General features: G+C 43.8%; 23 protein-coding genes. 6 read left to right on the top strand and 17 right to left on the bottom strand.

Going from position 1 to position 23,646, the window contains the following annotated elements; all coding sequences use genetic code 11:
* Positions 1 to 202 precede the first annotated feature (202 nt).
* A complete protein-coding gene (locus MAE_RS08780) occupies positions 203 to 1,708 on the top strand; it encodes an AAA family ATPase (protein ID WP_012265258.1) in 1,506 nt (501 codons plus the stop codon).
* A gap of 12 nt (positions 1,709 to 1,720) precedes the next feature.
* Positions 1,721 to 2,242, top strand: a complete 522-nt coding sequence (locus MAE_RS08775) for an SH3 domain-containing protein (RefSeq protein WP_012265257.1) — start codon at positions 1,721 to 1,723, stop codon at positions 2,240 to 2,242.
* A gap of 476 nt (positions 2,243 to 2,718) precedes the next feature.
* On the opposite strand, the gene MAE_RS08770 is transcribed toward MAE_RS08775, so the two are convergent.
* From MAE_RS08770 to MAE_RS08745, 5 genes are all read right to left on the bottom strand, one after another.
* Complete coding sequence (locus MAE_RS08770) at positions 2,719 to 3,192, bottom strand: phosphate-starvation-inducible PsiE family protein (protein WP_002800917.1); 474 nt, start codon at positions 3,190 to 3,192, stop codon at positions 2,719 to 2,721.
* A 534-nt stretch (positions 3,193 to 3,726) separates the two neighbouring features.
* Positions 3,727 to 4,566: a nitrate ABC transporter ATP-binding protein gene (locus tag MAE_RS08760; RefSeq protein ID WP_012265255.1), complete on the bottom strand. Its 840-nt coding sequence runs from the start codon at positions 4,564 to 4,566 to the stop codon at positions 3,727 to 3,729.
* Positions 4,567 to 4,645: 79 nt separating this feature from the next.
* Positions 4,646 to 6,664 carry a nitrate ABC transporter ATP-binding protein gene (locus MAE_RS08755; protein ID WP_012265254.1) on the bottom strand — a complete coding sequence of 673 codons (2,019 nt, stop codon included), beginning with the start codon at positions 6,662 to 6,664 and terminating at the stop codon, positions 4,646 to 4,648.
* A gap of 69 nt (positions 6,665 to 6,733) precedes the next feature.
* Positions 6,734 to 7,564: a nitrate ABC transporter permease gene (ntrB, locus tag MAE_RS08750; protein WP_002759210.1), complete on the bottom strand. Its 831-nt coding sequence runs from the start codon at positions 7,562 to 7,564 to the stop codon at positions 6,734 to 6,736.
* 112 nt (positions 7,565 to 7,676) lie between these two features.
* Entirely contained in the window at positions 7,677 to 9,035 is a 1,359-nt protein-coding gene (locus tag MAE_RS08745) for a CmpA/NrtA family ABC transporter substrate-binding protein (protein WP_012265253.1), read from the bottom strand.
* A 318-nt stretch (positions 9,036 to 9,353) separates the two neighbouring features.
* Between MAE_RS08745 and MAE_RS33255 the strand changes: the two genes are divergently transcribed.
* From MAE_RS33255 to MAE_RS33755, 4 genes are all read left to right on the top strand, one after another.
* Positions 9,354 to 9,527: a hypothetical protein gene (locus tag MAE_RS33255; protein ID WP_158303505.1), complete on the top strand. Its 174-nt coding sequence runs from the start codon at positions 9,354 to 9,356 to the stop codon at positions 9,525 to 9,527.
* Positions 9,528 to 10,229: 702 nt separating this feature from the next.
* On the top strand, positions 10,230 to 12,074 hold the full coding sequence (gene ltrA, locus MAE_RS08740) for a group II intron reverse transcriptase/maturase (RefSeq protein WP_012264203.1): 1,845 nt from the start codon (positions 10,230 to 10,232) through the stop codon (positions 12,072 to 12,074).
* A gap of 93 nt (positions 12,075 to 12,167) precedes the next feature.
* Positions 12,168 to 13,250, top strand: a complete 1,083-nt coding sequence (locus MAE_RS08735; protein ID WP_012265251.1) for a molecular chaperone DnaJ — start codon at positions 12,168 to 12,170, stop codon at positions 13,248 to 13,250.
* 435 nt (positions 13,251 to 13,685) lie between these two features.
* On the top strand, positions 13,686 to 13,871 hold the full coding sequence (locus MAE_RS33755) for a hypothetical protein (protein ID WP_162467759.1): 186 nt from the start codon (positions 13,686 to 13,688) through the stop codon (positions 13,869 to 13,871).
* 86 nt (positions 13,872 to 13,957) lie between these two features.
* Here the strand turns inward: MAE_RS33755 and MAE_RS08730 are convergent, their stop codons facing one another.
* From MAE_RS08730 to MAE_RS08670, 12 genes are all read right to left on the bottom strand, one after another.
* Positions 13,958 to 14,194 (bottom strand): ribbon-helix-helix protein, CopG family, encoded by a 237-nt coding sequence (locus MAE_RS08730; RefSeq protein WP_012265249.1) that lies wholly within the window; start codon positions 14,192 to 14,194, stop codon positions 13,958 to 13,960.
* A gap of 244 nt (positions 14,195 to 14,438) precedes the next feature.
* The gene (locus tag MAE_RS08720) at positions 14,439 to 14,630 is read right to left on the bottom strand and encodes a hypothetical protein (RefSeq protein ID WP_012265248.1); all 192 of its coding nucleotides are present in this window, start codon (positions 14,628 to 14,630) and stop codon (positions 14,439 to 14,441) included.
* 167 nt (positions 14,631 to 14,797) lie between these two features.
* On the bottom strand, positions 14,798 to 15,259 hold the full coding sequence (locus MAE_RS08715; protein ID WP_012265247.1) for an HNH endonuclease: 462 nt from the start codon (positions 15,257 to 15,259) through the stop codon (positions 14,798 to 14,800).
* Positions 15,246 to 15,806 carry a hypothetical protein gene (locus tag MAE_RS34845; RefSeq protein ID WP_012265246.1) on the bottom strand — a complete coding sequence of 187 codons (561 nt, stop codon included), beginning with the start codon at positions 15,804 to 15,806 and terminating at the stop codon, positions 15,246 to 15,248. Before MAE_RS34845 ends, MAE_RS08715 begins: the two co-directional genes overlap by 14 nt.
* Positions 15,807 to 15,846: 40 nt before the next feature.
* Positions 15,847 to 16,968: a restriction endonuclease subunit S gene (locus MAE_RS08705; RefSeq protein WP_158303504.1), complete on the bottom strand. Its 1,122-nt coding sequence runs from the start codon at positions 16,966 to 16,968 to the stop codon at positions 15,847 to 15,849.
* Between the two features lie 310 nt (positions 16,969 to 17,278).
* The gene (locus MAE_RS08700) at positions 17,279 to 17,734 is read right to left on the bottom strand and encodes an NUDIX hydrolase (protein WP_012265244.1); all 456 of its coding nucleotides are present in this window, start codon (positions 17,732 to 17,734) and stop codon (positions 17,279 to 17,281) included.
* A gap of 441 nt (positions 17,735 to 18,175) precedes the next feature.
* Positions 18,176 to 19,576 carry an argininosuccinate lyase gene (argH, locus tag MAE_RS08695; protein ID WP_012265243.1) on the bottom strand — a complete coding sequence of 467 codons (1,401 nt, stop codon included), beginning with the start codon at positions 19,574 to 19,576 and terminating at the stop codon, positions 18,176 to 18,178.
* A gap of 169 nt (positions 19,577 to 19,745) precedes the next feature.
* Positions 19,746 to 19,949, bottom strand: coding sequence for a hypothetical protein (locus MAE_RS08690; RefSeq protein ID WP_050766283.1), 204 nt, complete (start codon positions 19,947 to 19,949; stop codon positions 19,746 to 19,748).
* Positions 19,950 to 20,055: 106 nt separating this feature from the next.
* On the bottom strand, positions 20,056 to 20,667 hold the full coding sequence (locus MAE_RS08685) for a class II aldolase/adducin family protein (protein WP_012265242.1): 612 nt from the start codon (positions 20,665 to 20,667) through the stop codon (positions 20,056 to 20,058).
* An 8-nt stretch (positions 20,668 to 20,675) separates the two neighbouring features.
* The gene (locus MAE_RS08680; protein WP_012265241.1) at positions 20,676 to 20,999 is read right to left on the bottom strand and encodes a hypothetical protein; all 324 of its coding nucleotides are present in this window, start codon (positions 20,997 to 20,999) and stop codon (positions 20,676 to 20,678) included.
* A gap of 129 nt (positions 21,000 to 21,128) precedes the next feature.
* Complete coding sequence (locus MAE_RS31865) at positions 21,129 to 21,458, bottom strand: hypothetical protein (RefSeq protein WP_070108816.1); 330 nt, start codon at positions 21,456 to 21,458, stop codon at positions 21,129 to 21,131.
* Positions 21,459 to 21,670: 212 nt separating this feature from the next.
* Positions 21,671 to 23,281 (bottom strand): glycosyltransferase family 39 protein, encoded by a 1,611-nt coding sequence (locus tag MAE_RS08670; protein WP_012265239.1) that lies wholly within the window; start codon positions 23,279 to 23,281, stop codon positions 21,671 to 21,673.
* Positions 23,282 to 23,646 lie beyond the last annotated feature (365 nt).

Here is a 23,646-nt window from a genome sequence, read left to right as displayed (position 1 = left end):
AATAGGGTTTGCTGAAAAAGTTTTTCGTGGGGGCAGGGTGTGGGGTTTTACCCATTTTCAGGGAAAAAGTACCTGAATTTTCCCCCCGCTCACTCCCAGGTCCGGTACTTTTGGATTGACAAAAAGTCTAAAAGTCTTATCCAGCAAGGTTTTTAGATTTATTCAGCAAGCCCTAAATAGCAAAAACTATAGACGAATAGCTATGAGCTTTGGTGAAGAATTTGAATTACTGCTGCGGGCGCGCTATCCTCTCATCTATATTACCACCCTAGAAGAGGAACGTCTCGAAAAAGCGATCGCCGATATTGCCAAACAGAGCAATAACCGTGCTGTCTATGTCTGGGATTTCGTGGATGGTTATCAAGATAATCCCAATAATGAGAACTTTGCTCGGCGTAATCCCCTCCAAGCTCTTGAATTCGTCGAAAAGCTGCCGCCTAACATCGCCGCCATCATAATTTTACGCGATTTCCAGCGCTTTTTAGAAGATATTTCCATCGCCAGAAAATTGCGAAATCTGGCCCGTTCTCTGAAATCTCAGCCTAAAAACCTAATTATCGTCGCTCCCGAACTGTCTATCCCCTCGGATCTAACCGAAGTAATCACCGTCGTCGATTTTCCCCTCCCCAGTGGCGAAGAAATTAAACAGGAAATCCAGCGATTAATCGCTGCCACCGGACAACCCGTCAAAGAACCACTCCTCGATGAATTAGTGCTTTCTGCCCAAGGATTATCCCTAGAGAGAATTCGTCGGGTTTTAGCCAAATGTTTAGCCAGTCACGGCAAAATTGAGCCAGAGGACGTGGAATTAATTTTGGCAGAAAAACGCCAATCGATTCGTCAAACCCAGATATTGGACTTTTATCCCGCCACAGAGCAGATTTCTGACATCGGCGGCCTAGATAATCTCAAAGATTGGCTGATTCGTCGCGGTGGTGCTTTTAGTGAACGCGCCCGCGCCTACGGTTTACCCAATCCCCGGGGTTTACTATTGGTGGGAATTCAAGGGACGGGTAAATCCCTGACAGCGAAAGCTATTTCCCATCATTGGCACTTACCCCTACTGCGTCTAGACGTGGGGCGTTTATTTGGCGGATTGGTGGGAGAATCGGAATCGCGTACCCGTCAGATGATTAATCTCGCCGAAGCTTTAGCTCCCTGTGTGCTGTGGATAGACGAAATCGATAAAGCTTTCGCCGGAGCGGAGGGAAAAGGTGACGGGGGAACCACCGGGCGGGTTTTCGGGACTTTTATCACTTGGTTAGCCGAGAAACAATCGCCGGTTTTTGTCGTCGCTACAGCTAATAACATCCAATCTCTGCCCCCGGAAATGTTGCGAAAAGGACGCTTCGATGAGATATTTTTTGTCGGACTACCTAGCCAAAAGTCCCGCGAGGAGATTTTTAGCGTTCATTTAGGGAAAGTTCGGCCCCATAATCTAAAAAGTTATGATATAAAGCGACTAGCCTACGAAACTCCCGATTTTTCGGGGGCAGAAATCGAACAAACCATCGTGGAAGCGATGCACATCGGTTTTAGTCAAAATCGCGACTTTAGCACCGATGATGTGCTTGAGGCCGCTAGTCAGATTATCCCCCTAGCTCGGACTGCCCAAGAACAGATTCAATTTCTACAGGATTGGGCAAAGTCCGGTAAAGCTCGTTTAGCCTCTCGCGATGATCGTTTTAATGTCAATTCTAGCAGTTAATTTAGCACCAATATGAAGCGTTTATCTGGTTTATTGCAATTTATGCTCGGTTTTGTCATGGGAGTGGCGATTTTGGTCGGTGGGGCTACTGCTGTCGCCTATATGCTTCTCTCCGGTATGAATTCTAATCCTCCTAAACCCGTCTTTACCGAGGAGAAAAAAGAGGAAACTAAGGAGGAAAAAACCGCCGTCAAACCTTCTCCCATCCCTACTACTCCCGTCCAAGAACAACCCCAAGCTGAGGTGAAAGAGTCTCCCACAGCTGCACCAGCACCAAAAGCTTCCCCGAAACCCAGTCCCGAAGCAAGAAAAAGAGAAGCCACATCCGAGGGTTATCAAGCGCGGGTGACATGGCAAAGCGGTTTAAGTCTGCGCTCTCAACCTACCAGTGAATCGACTCGTCTCGGCGGTCTGGATTATAATACTAAAGTCAGTGTGGTGGGAACCAGCAGCGATGGCCAATGGCAGCGCATACGTCTGTCCGATGGTCGCGAAGGTTGGATTAAAGCGGGTAATATTTCCAGAGTCCAGTAAATAGGGTTTGCGGCAAAAAGTTTTTCCTGGGGGCAGGGTGTGGGGTGTGGGGTGTAGGGTGTAGGGTTTTACCCATTTTCAGGTGGTCAATTACCTAATTTTCAGGGAAAAAGTCCAGGAATTTTCCCCCCGCTCACTCCAATGGCTGGTACTTTTGGATTTCAAAAAGGTCTCAAAGTATTATCGAACAATGTTTTTAGATTTATTCAGCAAGCCCTAGGGCTGGCTGAATAAATGTGAAATGTAGGCAAAGTAAGGGTTTTGGGGCTTTACGAGCGAAACAGGTGCAAGATTTTGAGAGAATCATGTTTCAAAACCTTACATCTTCATCGGCCCGCGTCCTGTAGGGGCGAAGCATTCGGGCATAACCTATCGCTGAAACCCTAGATTTCCTATCCGAATGCTTCGCCCCTACTTTTTGCCGCAAACCCTATTTAGAAGGGATAGATTTTCTAAATCTATCCCTTTCCCTTAATTCAAGAGCGATTATCGCGATTAACTTTTCTGATTAACCAATAACTTGCCGCTAAAGCTAGGGTTCCCACGGTGAGGGCAATTAAATCATCTTTACTGTATTTATTGGGATCAAAAATAATAATTTTTCGAGAGATGGCAATCAGGGCAGTAACTACGACTAATTCAACCTGTACGATGTGTTTTCTTAAGTAAGCAGTGACGTTTTCTAATAACTCTAAAGCGATCAAAATATTGAGAAATAATCCGAAGATTTCAATTAAAGTTTTACTAAAAAAACCGACGGGTTCCGTGGTAAATAAATCTTTGATTAGGATAACTACTAAATCATAAAGAGAAACAATAATAACAACAATTAAGGCTACGGATAAAACCTTAGAAACTATGTTTTCGATGAGATGAATCGACCTCATGAAATCTTCATCGCGCCATTGTTGACCGAAATTGATAAGTAGTTTCCGTATCTGTTTGAGCATGATCGATTAAGTAAAAAGTAAAAATTATTATTGTATTTTATTGCTAATTGTTCTATTTAGCTAACAAGTAAGCTGATCCCCCCTTAATCCCCCCTTTATAAGGGGGGTGCTGATCCCCCCTTAATCCCCCCTTAATAAGGGGGGTGCTGATCCCCCCTTAATCCCCCCTTGATAAGGGGTGCTGATCCCCCCTTGATCCCCCCTTGATAAGGGGTGCTGATCCCCCCTTGATCCCCCCTTGATAAGGGGTGCTGATCCCCCCTTGATCCCCCCTTGATAAGGGGGGTATCTGACAATTTTTAACATCTAAGTAGGGAGGCACAATTATTTGTAGGATGGGTTAGCGGTAGCGTAAACTATGCGGTCGTTGGGTTTCATGCTTCAACCCAACCTACGTTCATCTTATATTTAATTCCACCCACCCACTTACTTACTTAGAAATAATTTTACTTGAAGAAGGCTTCCCTAGAAAAAAAATCTAGGTGCGATCGCTATTAAGTCAACCGCACCCCAAACTAATACAAATGCTCACATCTAGCTAACATCATCGTGAGCGAAACGATTATAGAGGAAGTCGAGGGCATAGTTACGCAGACGATAATATTCAGGGTCCTCCATAATTCTCTCCCGATCGCGGGGACGGGGGAAATGAATATTCATCACTTCGCCGATTTTTGCTTCTGGTCCATTGGTCATCATTACCAGCTTATCAGCGAGGAAAAGAGCCTCATCGATATCGTGGGTAATCATCAACACCGTACAGCGTTTATCTTGCCAGATTTTCAGCAATTCTTCCTGTAATTCCTCTTTGGTAATCGCATCCAACGCACCGAAAGGTTCATCGAGAATTAATACTTCTGGACGGATAGAAAGGGCCCGGGCGATCGAAACCCGTTGTTTCATCCCCCCGGAGATTTGGGGAGGGGTTTTGTCCATAGCTTCGGTTAAACCCACCATCGCTAAATGTTCCCGCACGATCGAGCGTTTTTGCGCTTCCGGAGCATTGGGAGACACCGCATCTACCGCGAGATAGACATTTTCAAAAACGCTTAACCAAGGCAATAAAGCATAGTTTTGAAACACTACCATGCGATCGGGCCCGGGTTTAGTAATTGTCTTACCGTTAACTTTAACGATGCCATCGGTGGGAGAAGAAAAACCCGACACCATATTTAATAGGGTCGATTTACCGCAACCGGAGTGACCGATCACACAGATAAATTCACCTTCATCGATGTTGAGATTAACGTCCTTGAGGACGGTGTAGGGGCCTCTAGCAGTGGGATAAACCTTAGAAACTCCTTCAATGGTGACAAAAGCTTCTTTACTGGGGGTCTGGGTTGCCGGGTTAACTGTGTCGGTGGTAGTGTACATGATTAGTCTTTGGGGGAAATTAGTTAATAGGAGCAATGGCTAGGGATAATTGGCTAGGAATTATCCCCTTAGTCGATTTTTAGGCAATTTTGCGAGATTCACTGGCACCAGGACGAGCATCAATAGCCACTTCGGCCATGGTGATGTTTTGTTTGATCTCTAAACTATTGAGATAACCGATCGGATCCTCGGCATCAAACTCGATACCATCGAATAAAAGGATCGGTGTGCGACGATATTTAATATCCCCTAGACCCAATTCCCGGGCCGCGGTACTAAAAACACCCACCCGACAGACGCGTTCGAGAATTTCTACCCAGTTACGGGGGAAAGGAATGTGGCCCCAGCGCGCCATTTGGGTCATCATCCAGAGGTGTTCGGTACGACTGGGACGATTTACCCCTTCTCCATAGAACAGATGGTGTGCATATTCTTTCATTGGTTGATCGAGACTGCACGCGTAGGAGTTGGGATCACCCAGTTGGATATAATCGATATTGGTACTAAGGTACTGACGACTGGCGAGGATTTGACGAATTTCTTCCTGATTTGTTTCATCGGCACAGTAGCGACAACCTTCCAGCAGTGCTTTAACTAAAGCGACATGGGTATTAGGGTATTTATTGGCCCAATCTTCCCGGACTCCCAGGGCCTTACCCGGGTGGCCCTGCCAGATTTCTAAGTCGGTAGCGACAGTGTAACCGATATCTTCCATAGCGGCCCGTAGGTTCCAGGGTTCACCGACACAGTAACCGTCAATACTACCGGTTTTCAGGTCGGCTACCATTTGGGCTGGGGGAATAGTTTCGAGGTGAACGTCTTGATCCGGGTCAATTCCCGCTGCCGCTAACCAGTAACGTAGGAGCAAATTGTGCATCGAGGAGGGGTGAACAATGCCAAAAATATGGCGCTGCTCCTTCGATTCCAATAGCATCTGTTTTAAAGCGTTACCGTCAATCACTCCCTCGTCATAGAAGCGTTTAGCGAGGGTGACACCGTTACCGTTACGAGTCATAGTCAGGGCGCTGACAATCGGCAAAGGTTGCTCCTGATAACCACCGACGGTTAACCAGGTGGGCATTCCCGAAGGCATTTGCGCCCCGTCGAGGAATCCCCCCGCGATCCCGTCCACAACCCCTCGCCAACTGGTTTCCCGGACCAAATTCACCTCATCTAGACCATGTTTAGTGAAGAATCCCTTTTCTTTGGCCACTGCTAGGGGCGCGCAAGCGGTGAGGGGAACAAAACCGATTTCTAGATTGACTTTTTCTAAACCGTGACGGGCAATTACTTCGACTTTGCGGGCGCGCAGTTTTTTGATCCGTTTTTGTTGGTTGAGGAAATAGATAATTTCACTCCGGAGACTGTAGTAACTGGGGTGTTCCACCACTTCCATGCGTTTGCGGGGACGGGGGATATCCACTTCCAAAATACCGCCAATTTTTGAGCCGGGGCCGTTGGTGAGCATGACGATGCGATCGGATAATAGCACCGCTTCATCCACATCGTGCGTCACCATTACCGAGGTCATTTGGTATTCTTCGCACAGCTGCATTAACTGTTCCTGTAGATTACCTCTAGTCAGGGCATCTAACGCGCCAAAGGGTTCATCTAAAAGTAGCACTTTCGGACGAATGGCTAGGGCGCGAGCGATCGCTACCCGTTGTTTCATCCCCCCCGATAATTCGTTGGGACGTTTATCCACTGCATGACGAAGATTGACCAGATCGATATATTTTTCGACTTCAGCTTTTCTTTCTTCTTCTGATAGTTGGGTGAGAACTTGATCGACGGCCAGAGTAATATTTTCTTTGACAGTTAACCAGGGCAAAAGGGAATAGTTTTGGAAGACTACCATGCGATCAGGTCCCGGTTTTTTAATGCTTTGACCTTGCAAAGTCACCACTCCTTCCGTGGGCAAATCTAAACCAGCGATCATGTTTAAGAGGGTGGATTTTCCGCAACCGGAGTGACCGATGAGGGAGATAAATTCCCCTTTTTTTATCTGTAAATCAATCCCTTTCAAGGCCACATATTCACCGCCACCACTAAGGGGGAATACTTTATCAATGTTATCGACAGCGACAAACAAACTCATAGTTTTTTCTCCTTAAATTGGCTCAAGTTTCAGTTATTTGAAAATGGGGAAAGTTTCCCCATTTATTCCCTATTGACGAACGATTTGATTTTGCAACCAAGCCATAAAGCGATCGAGCAATAAACCCACACCACCGATATAAAACAGCGCAAGAATAATATCGCTGATGTAGTTATTTTGGTAGGCATCCCAGATAAAGAAACCGATACCGACGATACCCGACATAACGATTTCAGCTGCGATAATCGCTAACCAAGCTAAACCGATCGCAATTCTCAAACCAGTGAAGATGTAGGGAAGTGCCGAGGGAATTAATATCTTGAAGAAGAATTTTTTGCTGGACAATTGCAAGACTTGTTTAACGTTGATATAGTCTTGGGGAATTTGTTGGACACCGACGGTGGTATTAATCAAAATCGGCCAAACTGCGGTAATAAAGATCACGAATAAAGCAGCTGGTTGATTTTGTTGTAAAGCGGCCAAAGATAGGGGAACCCAAGCAAGAGGAGGAACTGTTCTTAGGAATTGGAAAAGGGGATCGAGGGCCTTATTTAAGAAGGAATTTAAACCGACCATAATCCCAACGCCAATACCAACCACTGCGGCAAAAGAATAACCGATTAATACCCGTTGCAGACTCGCTAAAGTTTGCCAGAATAGTCCCTTATCAATGCCCCCACGATCAAAGAAAGGATACATTAAATAGGTACGAGTCCGTTCATTGGTGATTAGGTCGGATGGGGGGGGTAATTTGATTAATCCCAGCATCGAGACTAATTGCCAAACAATCAGAAAACCCAAGGTACCGATAATAGGGGGAAGAATGTCTTGGGAATGTTTTTTCCAGAATTTACCGAAGTTGAAACCACCGTTACTTTTTCTGCTGACGCTACTTGCCATTTTGCCGTTTTCCTTTGTTGAAGATAAAGTTACTGGATTGGGAAGAGAAGAAAACACTTTTGGGATTAATAGACTAGATATTTTATGCCCCTAGCCTATCGAGAAAAGCTCGCTATTTTTTGATCGCCAAACTATCGAGATAAGCTTGGGGATTGGCAGGATCAAAAGTTTTGCCATCAAAGAATTTTTCGACACCCCGGGAGGTACTGGTGGGAATATCGGCCGCAGGAACTCCTAATTCTGTGGCTGCCGCTTTCCAAAGATCCTCGCGGTTAACTTTGTCGATTAATGCTGAGGCAGTGGTTAAAGTTTCTTTCGGCAAGAAACCCCAACGAACACTTTCGGTTAAAAACCAGAGATCATGACTCTTGTAGGGATAGGAAACGCTACCGGCGGGATCTTTCCAGTAGAAAACCCCTTTATTTTTGTCGGTGATTTCCGGTTTACCGTCACCCATTTTCTGCATTCCTTTGAGGGGACCGGCGATAATTTCTTCTTTGAGGTTGAAATAAGCCGGTTTAGCGAGAATTGCCGCCGCTTCTGCCCGATTTGCCTCTTGATCGAGCCATTGCTGCGCTTCCATAATTCCTTTTAACACCGCTTTGGTGGCTTTCGGGTTTTTATCCACCCAATCGGCGCGGATAGCGAGGTATTCTTCCGGGTGATAGGGCCAGATTTCTGCGGTTAAAGCTGACATAAAACCGATCTGATCAGCCACAATTCGCGCCGGCCAGGGATCGCCGGTACTAAACGCATCCATGGTTCCCGTTTTCATGTTGGCCACGGTTTGGGCTGCGGGTACGGCAATTAGGTTAATATCCGTATCGGGGTTAATACCACCGGCGGCTAACCAGTAACGAATCCAGAAGTCTTGATTAGCTTTCGGGAAAGTATAGGCGGCTTTGAAGGGAGTTCCCGTCGTTTTCATGCCGAGGATGTAATCTTTGGCGGGTTTTAGGTCTAAACCGATATTTTTGCCCTCGTGTTTACCCGCAATCGCAATTCCGTTACCCTGGGTGTTTAACTGCGCTAACACATACATGGGGACTTTAACGTTATTTTTGGTGATTAGTCCCTCGGAAATTAGGTAAGGCATGGGCATTTGCCACTGTCCCCCGTCAATTCCGCCCGCATCTGCCCCAATTTCGACGTTATCTCTAGCAGATCCCCAGTTTGCTTGTTTGGAGACTTCCACATCGGGCATCCCGTGTTTGGCGAAAAAGCCTTTTTCCTTGGCAATAATTAAGGGTGCGGCCTCAACGATAGGAATATAACCTAATTTAATTTTGGTGGTTTCAGGAGCTTGTTCCGGGGCGATGGCGACGGGAGAAGCAACCGGGGAAGCGGGCGCGGTGGTGGTGGTTCCACCCGTAGTGTCGGGGGGATTACCAACACAACCTTTCAGGACAACAGCCCCTGCCGCTGAAACTGCCGCTGTGGTTAAGAATTTCCGTCTCGAAAAATTTGACATAGAATCTCCTGCCTGCTGCTAAAGCAAGTATGTGTGCTGAATTATGGGTAAAGGAATCCCTCGCTAAACTTTCCTTCTAGCCCGTGCTATAGAAATTTAGCTATGGAATATTGAATCTCGATTGAACTTACTAAATAAGTCTAGCGGAATTTGGAAAAAATAATTAATCCGAGCGAGAATTTTATTTACAAAAATTTAATTCGATTGATAAGAATTAATTAAGACCATTGATATATCTAGCTTCTAGCCACTTAAAAAGGTTTCCGCAGGAGCGCCGGCGCAGGGGTGATGGGGTGATGGGGTGATGGAAGTGGGGAAGTGGGGAAGTGGGGAGATGGGGAAGTGGGGAAGTGGGGAAGTGGGGAGCTGGGGAAGTGGGGAATTGGGGAATTGGGGAATTGGGGAATTGGGGAATTGGGGAGGTGCGAGAAACAACAAAATGAGCCAAGGGTGAGTTTTAGGAATGCGGCTCCTTCCGGCTTGGTAGAATAGACAATATGGTGCGAAACGTTTAGGCATGAAATAGGGCTGAAATGCCCGAAATAACCGCCTAGTAAGGTCTTCAGTCCCCCGACTGAATCTAAGAGGTCAACCCAGACCAACCTTATAACTGTTTATATGTCCCAACGTTTAGTATCACCCGATACCAAATCAGGCAAGGGGACTCAAGGTCAATACACTTTGTAACAATCAATCACAAATCGTTACAAAGCTGAGAGTAACGGCGATAGCCACCCCCAGATTCAGAAGTCACAACTCTGGGACTGAAGCGGGGAACGGAAGGCTCCTAGATGTAACCTAACATCCAAACCGAGACCACTGCCAACCATCCAAGATTAGGCGTGAGCCAAATGTCCGACTTGAACCATCGTAAACATTGAGTAGTGAAATAGGTTGACACACTACATTCAAAAGAATAAGGGGAATAGTGAGGGTCTTACCTTTCCCACTCACACAGACCTTTAAAGTACCCCGGTGGAGAGGACAAATCTAAAGATGGAATGCCCATATAAACGGAACGTTATAAACCCTTTTAGGCTCTGAGTATCGGTCGAAATACCCAGTAGCGATAAGTGTAAGCGCAAGCCTTCAAGGGTGTGAGATGTAACCAAAAGCCAACGCCTGACAGTAATAATCAGGATATGCTGACGGGTTACGGTTTGATTGTAAGGATAGAGTCTAGTAGGAGTCTATATGACGAAATCGAGAGAAGGTAAAGGATTCGGGAAACCGAAAACCACTAAGACTACGAATGTATGGAAAACTATCAATTGGGCAAAAGTCCAAAGATATGTTTTCAAGCTCCAAAAGAGGATATACCAAGCGGCTAAATCGGGACAGGATGCAAAGGTTAGAAGGTTGCAACGTCTATTGGTGAAATCATACTATGCTCGTTTATTAGCAGTTCGCAAAGTAACCCAAGATAATCAAGGAAAGAAAACAGCAGGAGTCGATGGAATGATAGCAATATCCCCAGAACAAAGGCTAAATCTAACCGAAGAAATCAAAGGAACACTTAAAGCAAAACCGCTAAGAAGGGTATGGATTCCTAAACCCGGCAGGGATGAAAAACGCCCATTAGGAATACCAACCATCAAAGACAGAGCTAGACAAGCGTTGATTAAATCGGCACTTGAACCAGAATGGGAGTCAAAAATGGAAGGAACCAGCTATGGTTTCCGACCCGGAAGGTCTGACCATGACGCTATATCAAGGATATACATCACCATTAATCAAAGTAGCTACTTTGTATTAGATGCTGATATTGCCAAGTGTTTTGACCGAATTAATCACGACTTTTTACTGTCCAAAATTCATTGTCCAAGTTCCCTGAAAAGAGACATAAAACAATGGCTCAAAGCAGGAGTTTTGGATAACGGTGTATTTGAAGAAACAGAAACAGGGACACCACAAGGAGGGGTAATAAGTCCACTACTAGCCAACATCGCACTGGATGGAATGGCAAGATTAATTGAAACACTATTTCCCAAAAAGGGAAATGGTAAAAATCAAGCTGTTTTAATAAGGTACGCCGATGATTTTGTGGTGATTTCACCATCACTCGAAATCATTGAACAGTGCAAAACTGCCATTTCTGAATGGTTAAAGCCTATTGGATTAGAACTTAAACCAGAAAAAACCAGAGTGTGTCACACACTCAAACCTATTGAATACAATGGGAAAATGGAAGAACCCGGTTTTGACTTTCTAGGATTCAATATCAGGCAATATCCAGTAGGAAAATACAAATCTGGGAAAGATGGGGCAAAACGATTAATTGGTCACAAAACCCACATCAAACCCAGCCAAAAAGCAGTTAAAACCCACACAGAAGCGATTAAAGGTGTAATCAAAAAACACAAAACAGCACCTCAATCAGCCCTGATTAGTCGACTAAACCCAATCATTAGAGGTTGGGCTAACTACTACTCAGGAGTAGTATCTATGGATACCTTCAATAAACTAGACAATACAACCTGGTTAATGTTAAGGGCATGGACAGTATCAAGATGCGGTAAAGCGAACTACGAAAAGCTGAGAAATTATTTTAGACCGGATACAGTTAAACTCAGCAATGGGAAAGAAAGACACGAATCTTGGTTATTCAAAACCAAAAACGGTCTCTATCTATGGAAACATAATTGGACACCAATCGTCAGACATACCCTAGTACGCCCCGACGCATCACCATTTGACGGAAATTGGACTTACTGGGCGACCAGACGAGGACAAGCAATCGACACACCGACAAGAGTAGCCAAACTACTCAAAAAGCAACAAGGCAAGTGTAGCCGATGTGGGCAGTATTTCACCCCATCGGATTTAATTGAAGTTGACCACATTCACCCTCTAAGCTTAGGCGGAAAGGATGAATACAAGAACCTTCAATTACTACACCGCCACTGTCACGATGATAAATCGGCATCTGATGGAAGCCCAAAATCATCTACGCTAACACCATTAGAAGTTAGTATAGATAATACAAGGACAACCAAAAGAAGTCAAGCTGTATCCTTAACAAGGGAACAGTCAAACTAGGAGCCGTGTGATGCGAAAGTATCACGCACGGTTCTGAATGGGAGGGGAGGTCGGTGACGACCTTCTCGACCCCTAATCTTTCACCCCAAAGTAATGACCAGATCTAAAAAGCCGAAATCACCGAACTCCTCTGATTCGCCTACCTCTCCTTCCTTGGCTCTGTCTTCCCTACATTTTCGTCTCCAAGCTTTAGAGGAGGAGCACCAGTGGCTCCTCAAGCAGATTGGCAGAAAACGCAACGAACTGAAGAAATTCCTCGACCAGATGCGTTCCTTAGCGACGGAGATTTTCCAGAGAGGGCAACCTCTCTATCAAAAACTTACCGACCTCGACCGCGAAATACACGCCCTTTTTGACGAAATCCTCACTGCTAGAAAATTGGGGCAGCAGACAAAAAAAAGGATTCTCGGAATTTACGAGACACTTCAGTTAACGGGGGTGATTAGCCCAAAATTTGACGATGGAGATGAAGAACTAGACGAACTTTTCGGAGACGAAGAACCAGAAGGAGCATCGGAGCAATCCGCGCAGGATTTCTTCTCTGGGGGAGACTCCTACGGCCGTCACGATGATGGAACAGAGCTATCACCTGAAAGCTCGCCTAAATCTCCTGAATCTAGACAAATACGCCGCACTTTCCTGAGAATGGCCGAGATTTTTCACCCCGACAAGGTTACAGACCCCGAAACTCGGATGCGTCACAACGAGATTATGAAGGAAGTCAACCGCGCCTATAAAGAGGGAGATATTGCCAGACTGCTGGAAATCGAACGACAGCATCAAATGGGGGACTCTTTCGCGGTTGAAGGCTCATCGGAAAGCGACCTCAAACGACAGTGCGAGAGGGTTGAAACCAATAACGAACTACTCAAAAAGCAATACGAGAACCTGAAAAGAGAACTGCGCTCGGTGCGAAATACCCCGGAAGGCGAGATGGTGAGGGCCAGTCGCGCTTGTGAGAAGGATGGCATCGACCCGATTGAGCAAATGCTAGAGGAGATGAAATTACAAGTTCAATCCACCGAAAAAATCTATAATTTTGTCCGTGACTTCCGCGATAAAAAGATAACGGTTAAAGAGTTTCTGCGCGGACCGGTCAGGATGGGCAGAAGCCCGGAAGAGATGGAAGACATTCTTGATCAACTTCTGGAGCAACTTCGCGGAATCAGCCGTTAAAGACAGAAAGCCAGTATTTAGGGTATGCGGCAAAAAGTTTTTCGTGGGGGCCGAGTGTGGGGTTTTACCTAATTTTCAGGGAAAAAGTCCCTGAATTTTCCCCCCAATTATTCCTAAAAGGCGATTGTGTCCTCTGGGGGCGAAGCATTCGGGTATAACCTATCGCTGAAACCGTAGATTTCCTGTCCGAATGCTTCGCCCCTACTTTTTCAGCAAGTCCTATTCAATTTAAGATTATCGAAAATTTGGGTTAAAACCCCGTCCTTTTAGGACGGCTTTAAGCTACAATGGAAAAAGCGATAACCAAGCTAAAAACTGAACCTTGACCACAGATAGTAGGGGGTTTTGTTCAGAAAAGAATTCAAATTCGGCCTTGAACGAGTAAAACTTTCTAGGAAATAAGGTTGAACATTAGATTTTTTCGACTTGTTCAAAGTGGCCGTCCGGCATCCGGACACTCAAAACGGACGGGTCGAAAGAGTCAGACTTAAGCAATTAAGCGTTTTTCGCTATCTGCGTCAACCCCATTCAACGACCATCCTAAAAAGGTGGCGTGGTGAGGAATCACCGTCCGTTTACGGCGGTGAGGATGTCAAGAGTAATCGCCGTTGCACCTATTAACAGACAGTGATTTTTGATCTGCCCTAGAGTATTGCTATCACCTTTGACAAAATCACTAATCGTACAAGTATCGAGCAAAACCAGCACTAAATCACCTCATCTTCTCTAGGTGGGGAAAGTTCCTTTCTATAAGCTTCAAAAACAATACCATCACTTACCCCTTGAAAATTAAGGATAGTTGACGACCATTGCGACTGTTCCTTTGTGGTAATTAAAAGCTGTATTGCTTCTCGGATCAAAGCATTCTGGGATTTGCCTGTAGAGCGAGATAAAGCCTGTAGTTGCTGACTTAATTCATCTTCCAGATCAAGGTTGAAGTTCATAACTTAAATTAAGCAAATAAGTAGCTGGTTATAATTAAATGAAAAATGGACTTTAGGTTCGATCCCCCCTGCCCCCCTTGATAAGGGGGGTGCCGGTAGGCGGGGGGATCCCCCTTGATAAGGGGGGTGCCGGTAGGCGGGGGGATCCCCCTTGATAAGGGGGGTGCCGGTAGGCGGGGGGATCCCCCTTGATAAGGGGGCATCTGATAATTTTTAACGCCTACCTACTTATCAATTAACTTTATTATAACAGGATAACTTCTTTCTTTTCTGGGCTGAGATATTTATCAGCGTTTACTATTCTAATAGCAAACTGACCAGCTTTTTGAGCAACTTTACTACCCATAATATCACACCACCTTCCCAACTGATAACCGATAACTCTTGAGTAACGCACAGAAAACGGGTTTCTCCGAGAAACCCGTTTTCTACTCATACCAAATTTCTAAATCCATGACAGACATCCACGCTCGAATGCTTGCCAAACCTTCATTCGTTGTGACGCAAATAAAGAAAAATGGTATCATGCAAAAGGCAAAAAGGGAAATAAATAATCAGGATTAAGCTTTTGTTACTCCCGATCAACCTTTTTTAAACCACGCCTTAAGTCTCACTAATTTCTTGTCGTGGGTCATCCTTGGGTGGATGGAGTTGGCCGGCTATCCATTGCCGTCGGGCATTCTGGATAAAGGGTTCTTCACGACGTTCATCATTCAAATCTAGGCGGTGGCAGGTGGCGCGTCCTGATGGAGTTTTGCCGATAATTTTCAAGGCATCCGCCGACCACAGAAAATGCTCTGACCATATTTGCTGGCGTGGGTTGAACAGTGAAGCTTCTGCCTCGGTTTCTGGGTCAATCCCCGTTGTGAAGTTATAACGCCTTTCATTGCAACGACGACAGGCTAGGGCGAGGTTGTCCAGCGTATCGCTACCACCGAGGGATTGGGGTTGAATATGGTCGATCGAAAGAGGGGCGGAACTGAGGAGTTCGGGATAGTGACAGTATTCACACCGGAACCTAGCGCGTTGTCGAACAATATGGTAAAGCGATTTAGGAATGACCATTTACTCTGGCGGCAATGACAGCGTTGATGTAGCTGAAAATTTGGTCGAGTTCGCCAATCGCTTCTAGCTCAAGGACTTCCTCCGGGGTGAGATCATCAGCTTTTTTCTTGTCAAGAAGCGTCTGCATCCGATCGCCCAGTTCATCTGTAAATTTGAATAGGGTGAGATTATTAATCTGTTGCACCCGCAATCCTTTGGGAATCAGGCTAGAGGGTTTGACAAGAGCGCTCATGGTTGTAGCTGGCTTTTTGAGCAACTTTACTACCCATAATATAACACCACCTTCCCAACTGATAACCGATAATTCTTTCATTGCCTTAATAAAATTTAACATTAACGCCATTTTCTCAAAAAAATCGACCCGTCTAAGAGCAGGAAATAAAAGAAAAAAGAAAAAATAGAGAATGAGGGTAAAAAGGGAAAAAAAGAGAAAAAGGGTTAGAGAGTTCTCCCGAATACGCAGACTACCCGAAAACCGACGTTGTTGAGGACGTCGCAGCGGTAGCTGAATCTTGGTTAATTGTCCAACGGTCTTTTTTAATGGCATTTCCCACAAGATTATGGCAGTAATCCGCCAGCTGTCATGGCTACAGTTCCCCCCTAAATGCCCTTTGTAAAAGGGAATTAAAGAGATTTTCGGAAATTTCTTCCGACTCTTTCTGATGCTCTTTTTTGAGCCAAAATTGATTGAAAATTTCCCTATACTTCAACTGAAGCAGTTGTGGCGGAACCGGAAATGGTAAAGTACGAAGTCTCGCTTTTGAAATATTTGGCATAGAACCTGCTGTACCTCCAGCCAATCCACTCAACTTAAGACGCATTGTTTTTTGGCTGAGGGTTTGCCACACATACACTGGATCTATTCCGTCTATTAATCGAAGCCTAAAAATCAAGTCTGGTAGCATTAATTTGGGGCGAGTCATCTGTACAAAAGCAGAAGCGCCAACTAATTCATAAGTGTTCTTTCTAGTAACCAATAAATCACCTGTCTTGATCTCCAATTCCTGTCGAGGAACGTCATCTGGTAGCATAGCTTTGTTTTCATCAGGATTAAAATGCCCGTATGTTACTGCCCCCAATTTCAAAACACCCCATTCTTCAGGTTCGGCTTGTCGCGTATCACATTTAGGACTCCAACCCGATTCAATATCCTTGACACAATCACCTAGTTCTCTAACCTCCCACCCTTTCGGATTAGTAACGGGATCACCGAACATCTCTAGGAAAGTCGATTTTAACAACTCATCAGTCAACCTAATTGCCTCTTTGCGCTTGCGTCGCACCCCATCCGCTTTATCTAAAATTGCCGCAATTCTTCGCTGTTCTTCGAGGGGTGGGAGAGCAATAGGAATATTATTAGCCGCAGTCTTAGTTAGCTTCCCTCGTGTACTTCCAGTAATAAACGGGGTAACGTCATATCTTTCTAAATGACGGCAGATGTATCTAATATCGACATCTTTTTTGGGTCGCAAAACATGAGCGTGATTGTTAACCCAACATTTTCCCTCCACTTGATAAGCAATAGTCTTATCAGCATCCCCAAAATGCCCTCCGTCTTCCGCTAAAAGTACAAGAGGCTCATCAAAGATATAATCGGCCACGGAGTCCTGCTGACCATTAGCTCCATAATATGGATATGGTCCAGGCACTCGATCTTTTTGAGTAATTGGTTTTCTCTTACTATCGAGGAAATCAACGACTTCTGACAAAGGGCGGTGAGGCCACTTCTTTGTGATTTCTGATGGATAGATCATGATCATCCCAACATCTCCTTTAACGCGTGTAAAACCAGATCAATCTTATTTTCAAACATAAATCAAACATCCTTTCGGTGGACTAAAACGGTGGGTTACGACGGATTGTTAGATTGACTTTAACGCCTAGATTGTTGCCGTCTAACCCACCCTACTATGAACTCTTCTCCCCCCTTTTTAAGGGGGGTTGGGGGGGATCGAACCTAAAATCTATTTTTAATTTAATTATAACCAGCTACTTAGGGTGGCAGATACTAGGAAAAAATCAAGCCACTACAGTGGCACCCCTGAGATAATCTTCTAGTTGGCGACCATTGTCGTGACTGAGATTGCCTAGAGGTAAAGTTTCGACGCTAAAAGCTCTCACCTCACTAACTTCTAATGTATCTTTGATCTGAAAATTACCCGCAGCTGTAACTTCAATTAACAATGAAATGGAGTGAATGCGCGGATCACGCTCAAAAGAGGAATAAACCCCGACTAAACGCCCTAAACTGACTAAATTTAATCCTGTTTCCTCTTTTAATTCCCTTTGAGCAGTATTAAAAATATCTTCCCCCCAATCGATCATTCCCCCCGGTAAGGCCCATTTGCCGGTGTCTCTGCGTCGGATTAAAACAATTGTACCATCAGCAAGCAGCGGAATCATTGTCACCCCAGTTACAGGATGACGAAAGATAATTCCCATAACACTTTTAATAAAATACCAAACACGACCCATATATAAAGCTAAAAAATAAAAAAAGGGGACGGGATTACTGGAGTTAGGACTTTTGCCTATTGCCTATTGCCTAACACCTATCCCCCAACCCCTAACAATATCAATCTTGACATCCTCGCCGCCCTAAAAGTGCGGCGATTCCTAAACCTCACGATTTAAGTTTCTGCTTCCACCACCGTCGCATACCACAGTTAAAAAACCATGTACTGTCTTACACAGAGTCCACAGACTTTCGCCCCATTTCAGAAGCCCGATTCCGTGTGTCCCACGGTACGTTGACCGCCTATAGCTTCTTGTACTTGTTGCGCGCGACTTTTTACCCAGCCAAGCTTTTCTGGTCGGAACCCCCTAAGCCGAGTTTTCAAGGTGCTGCGCCGTCCACTTGGTTTTCGAGACTGGCCTTTTAATTCTAACGTAAAGCCAACCTAGAACGGCGGGGTTTCAGACCCAAAATTTCCGATGATCGAGAATGGCTTTAGCTTGAATTAAAGCCGATCGCACTTCTTCAAAACCTGTGCCACCATAGCTATTACGGGCCGCTACCACCTGACGAGGAGCGATCGCGTCGTAGATATCGGCCTCAAAAGCTGGATGTAATTCTTGCCATTCGGTCAGGGTTAAATCTTTCAATAACTTACCCGCTGCCAAACTGCTTTTAACGACTTTCCCGACTAAATTATAAGCTTCTCGGAAGGGAATCCCCTTACTGGCTAAATAATCCGCCACATCCGTTGCATTAGAAAAATCTTCCGCCACCGCATTAGCTAATCGGTCGGTTTTAAATTGAATTCCGGTGGCTAAAAGTACCGTCATCGCTTGCAAACAAATCCGCACGGTTTTAACGCCATCAAATAACGCCTCCTTGTCCTCCTGCAAGTCTTTGTTATAGGCTAGGGGTAAACCCTTCATTAAGGTCAATAACGCCTGTAAATGCCCAAAAACCCGCCCTGTTTTGCCGCGCACCAATTCGGGAACATCGGGGTTTTTTTTCTGGGGCATAATGCTAGATCCCGTGGCACAACTATCGGTGAGAGTGATAAAACTAAATTCTTGGGAAGCCCAGAGAATCATTTCTTCGCTCAAACGGCTCAGGTGGACCATAATCAGACTAGCGGCCGTCATAAATTCAATGGCAAAATCTCGATCGCTAACTCCATCGAGACTATTGTTATACACCTGCTCAAAATCGAGTAAATTGGCGCTGTAATGACGATCAATAGGAAAAGTCGTCCCCGCTAAAGCACCACATCCTAGGGGCGAAATATTAGTCCTGGCGCGAATTTGCCCTAATCTTTGGTGATCCCGTTCGGCCATTTGAAAATAAGCGAGGAGATGATGGGCTAAACTAATCGGTTGAGCGCGCTGTAGGTGGGTGTAACCGGGGATCAGGGTTTCCAGATGGTTTTCGGCGTGATTGACTAAAGCTTGCTGAAAATTGCGAATTTCTTGCCTAATATCATCGATTTGTTGTCTAAGATACAGACGTATATCCGTTCCTACCTGATCGTTGCGCGAACGGGCCGTGTGCAGTTTTTTGCCCACATCTCCCACAATCTCGGTTAAACGACGTTCTACGGCAAAATGCACGTCCTCTTGATCGATGCCGGGGTTAAAGTTGCCGGTGCGGTATTCTTGACGAATTTGTTCCAATCCAGAGACGAGACTATCTGCTTCTTCGGGACTGATAATACCCGTATAGGCGAGCATTTTAGCGTGAGCGATTGATCCGGTGAGATCATACTCGATTAATTCGATATCAAAGCCAATACTGGCGTTAAATTCCACGATCGTAGGATGGAGACTACCTTCAAAGCGATCGCTCCAAGTTTTCTTTGCTGTCACTGTTTTCGTTAGATGATTGTGTATAAAGTTAACCAAAATATGCTGGACAATTTTGGGGAATAATCCGCTGCTGATAGCATTACCGCTTCAGGTTAGAAAAATCTCCAACCCTACAAGCATAAGAATAGCAAGAATTGCTCACTCTGGCTGAATGCTGATAGGCGAAAAGCTAATAAGAAGTAAAACCTCGAAACATATAACCGACAACCAAACCGATTAATAAGGCCCATGCTTGCCCAGTTTTGACAAAATTTGAGAAGGATTTCTGGACATTGCCGATGATATCCACGTCTTGCTCCGAAATAGTCATCAAGACATTGGTAAGGGGCGAAAAGTCGATCGAGACAGATAGATGATGGAAGATGTCGATCACGATGGCATTCCTCAAAGACGAAAATCTACAGAATAAGTTAACATGAAAACGACTAAATCAAAACTACTTTTTTCTCCCTGGTGGTGAGTTGGAGAGGAGGTCACTTTCAAGATGCTTGAGATTGCCAGTAATAGGATAATAATAATTTGCCCGCTTTTTCTAAATCTTGACCAAAGGCGATAATTCCTTCTTCATGACCACTCATCACTAAAATTTGTTGCTCCTCTAGACGCTCTTCTTGACATAAACGGATAATTTCTGCGGCCATGTCTGGGGTTCCATAGGCGATATTTTCTTGAGTGGTCGGCACTCGATACATCAAATTTTGCCACAGGGGGCGATGATGAATATGAATCACCCCATTAATCTGGGGATTCGCTTCATAAATTGCTCCATGGGTGAGAGTTTCCGAAGAAGCGGCAATTGTTCCCCGACAAGTGACCCGATTTTCTTGCCAATTGTAGTCTATAACTGTGGTGTAATGGGATTCATTTAATACTGGAATCCCTCCAGTATTAGTGCCAGAAATAATAATTTTTTTGTCTATTTTTCCTCGTTGACTCACATTCCCAAAACCGATTCCGTTATCGTATTGACCGATTAATCCCAGTCGATAGAGCCGATTGCGCCAATAATTTAATTCTGCAATTTCTGAGCTTGCTAAGGGACGGTCAGGAATCCAAGTACAATTATATTTAACGTAACCTTCATCAATCATAAATTTTTCTAAAAATATTCGGGATAATTTTGACACACTTTCCGCACAAATTCCTGGAGAGGATAGGAGATATTAGTGATATAATTATCTTTAATAACTTGGGAGAATAGGGGTAAAACTTCCGTGTCTAAGGCGGGTTTAAATAAGTCCATCGGCAGGATTAAATCGGAACCTTCCCGCACATCAATTGTCTCAAAACTATCGGCTACAATTAACCAAAGAGGACGCACCCAAAGAGCCGAACGACTTTCGATCACCTGAATTACTTCTCCGTATAAAGTTCGATTTTTGCAGAATAAACTAACAATTTGATGGGGGGTAAATGTGTTCATAGACAATTCTAGTTTTCCTCGATACTATAGCAGTTATCTTAATGGTGAAGTACAAAGTTTTTCTTTTCGGGAACGACGGAACTGCGGAACAGTTTAGTGATCACATTGTAAAAGGATAAACCTCTTAGCTTATTTTGATTTCCCAACCTTTGTTTCTGCCACTTTCTGGTCAAAAAAGCCCAAAACTCTTTGATAGCAAGACTTACACCGATATTCAGCCAACTCTTGATAGAAGCTCAAATCACCCAAACCGAGGAAATACCCATGAAATCCTGGGGTTGCTGATTTGAGATAGGAATCTTCTTGTCTGGGATTTTTAAAACCTAGACCCAAACTAACTTTTGCACGGGAACCTGCACAGTTGGCATTCATATTTTGATTCAGCAACGCCCAAAATTTTTCAAATTTGACCTTTTTGCCATTATAGCTTGTTTCAGGGGAGAAAACCATCAAAAACATGGCTACAGAAGGAATCGCTGACTCTAGAGATTAATGACATCATCTGTGTTAATAAGGTTAGCGATCACTATACAGCCAACTCTACGGAATCGCTCTAGTCTAGATACAGCCAACGGTACAGCCATTTTCAAGGGGAAAGTGTACCCAGTGGCAGCTTGTCAATCAAGGTTTTGTTAATTTTTTAGCATTCATGTATTGGGCAAATCCAGACCCTACTTAGTTATTTTATAAAGCCAATATCGCTTTTTATCCTTATCACTGACTATAAGCTGAGTATTGTAACCATTAGTCTCGATTTGCTGAATTAATTGATCAGAGGGGATGTATAGAAATATATTGTCAAATTTACTACCTATTTGCTCTAATTTAGATAGTTTTTCTTCTAGTTCCTTTTGATTTTCCCCATAGACAACCTGTAGATAAACATCTGAATTTAGTAAGTGAGTTAAAGCCAGAACTCGATGGTACATATCATCAGTAATTACTAAGACATTAGGTGATTTGTTAATTACTTCAGCAATCTGTAAGTTCATAATAGGTACAATTCCTTGAGTTCTTCCCGTAGGAGATTTAGCAATAGCAAGAGAGGAAAATATTCCTAGAGAAATTATGGCTATGCTGATCAATTGCCATAACCTTCTTTTGAGAGGCTTTTCAACACCATGAAAAGCTTTAGAAGCAAGTAAATAAGCAACAGACAGACTAACCCCTATATAGCTTGGAGTAAGATAGCGAGAGTATATAGTTCTTCTACCACCTTGCAAAAAGTCGGGAATAATCTGGGATAGACCAGGTATGATAACTAATAGAGCTATAAATAAGAAAGTATGAAATGGAGCCTTGCGATACATAAACCAAAAGGAATATATAATGATAATAAATATTAGATACGGTAAGGGGTTTTTAAAATTGAACTGGTTGTTAAAATCCACTAAAACTGTGGATGTATTAAAAATAATTGTTAATATTCTTTCAAGGACACTAATTTGAAAGTTAGTCATCCAGCCTAGCCCAGATGTGAGGTTGCTCCAATTTATAATAATAAATAAAGCCCAAGGAAGAAAGGAAACAAATAAAATGGTAGAAGCCAGTATATGGTTTAGTATTAATTTATTAAACTTAAATTTTTGAGTAACAATTACATAAACTGTTTGTGCAAAATAGACAAAGATAAAATTAACGTGTGAATAAATACCTAATGCAAGAGTTAATCCATAACCTAACCAGTTAAAATTATTGTTACTTCTCAGGCTGCGTAGTAGTGCCAAACTAGATAATATAATTGCTAACGAAAATAGACTATAGAAACGAATTTCCTGAGAATTAATCATATGGAAAGGAGAAACAGCAATTAAGCAAACTGTCATCCAACCTACTATACTTGATGAAAATAATTCTAAAGATAACCAGTAAACCACAGGTAATAGTAATAAGCCTATCAACACAGATAAACCGCGAGTCACTAGAACCGAATTACCCCAAAATTTCATCCAGTAGCGAAGTAGGATAAAGTAAAGAGGCGGATTGGAATCTTGTTTAGTTACGGCGTAAATAGTATCTTTGTCAGTTTTCTCACTGGCAAAGTCTTGATACTTGTTTAGGTCTTTAACAGTAAGAATTTGTCCATTAAAAGATTGAGAGATAAGCTCTTGGCTGGTATATCCTGAAGAACTAAGCAGCGTTCTTACCTCGTCTGTTGTATAGGGTTTTTGGGATAATTCAAAAAACCTCAAAAAAATACTTAGTGAAAGAATGACGATGATTAGTAATACATTTATGCTAAAATGTTTTTTTGTTCTTAGAGATTGAGGTTTTAAACTCATATGTTGGCTCCTCTCGACTTTGTGTGATAATTTTTGCTTATAGAATCGTGAAATGCTTATCGGGCAAGACTTTTAGGGCTATTTGGCGGAAGAAACTGTCAGTACCAGAAGAGCCTCATGTTTATTTACTTACTCTTATTTATACTGAGTTGACAGTGATCCTAGCATATACTAACTCCTAAAGCGTAACCGTTCAGGAGGGTAAAGGTATGATAGCATGAAAGCTATGGATGAGAAGCACTTAAGAGAGAAATACGGAATAGACGACGATGATTGGGAAAGAACTTCAGGGCGAGCGCCGCATCGTTTTGTAGATTGAGACCTCGGAACGAAACCCAACACCCAACACCTAAATCTGTCTGAAT

This window comes from Microcystis aeruginosa NIES-843 (assembly GCF_000010625.1).
GTDB classification, from domain to species: domain Bacteria; phylum Cyanobacteriota; class Cyanobacteriia; order Cyanobacteriales; family Microcystaceae; genus Microcystis; species Microcystis aeruginosa.
Note: the sequence above shows the minus strand (reverse complement) of the source record. Positions and strands in the feature narration are given on the sequence as shown.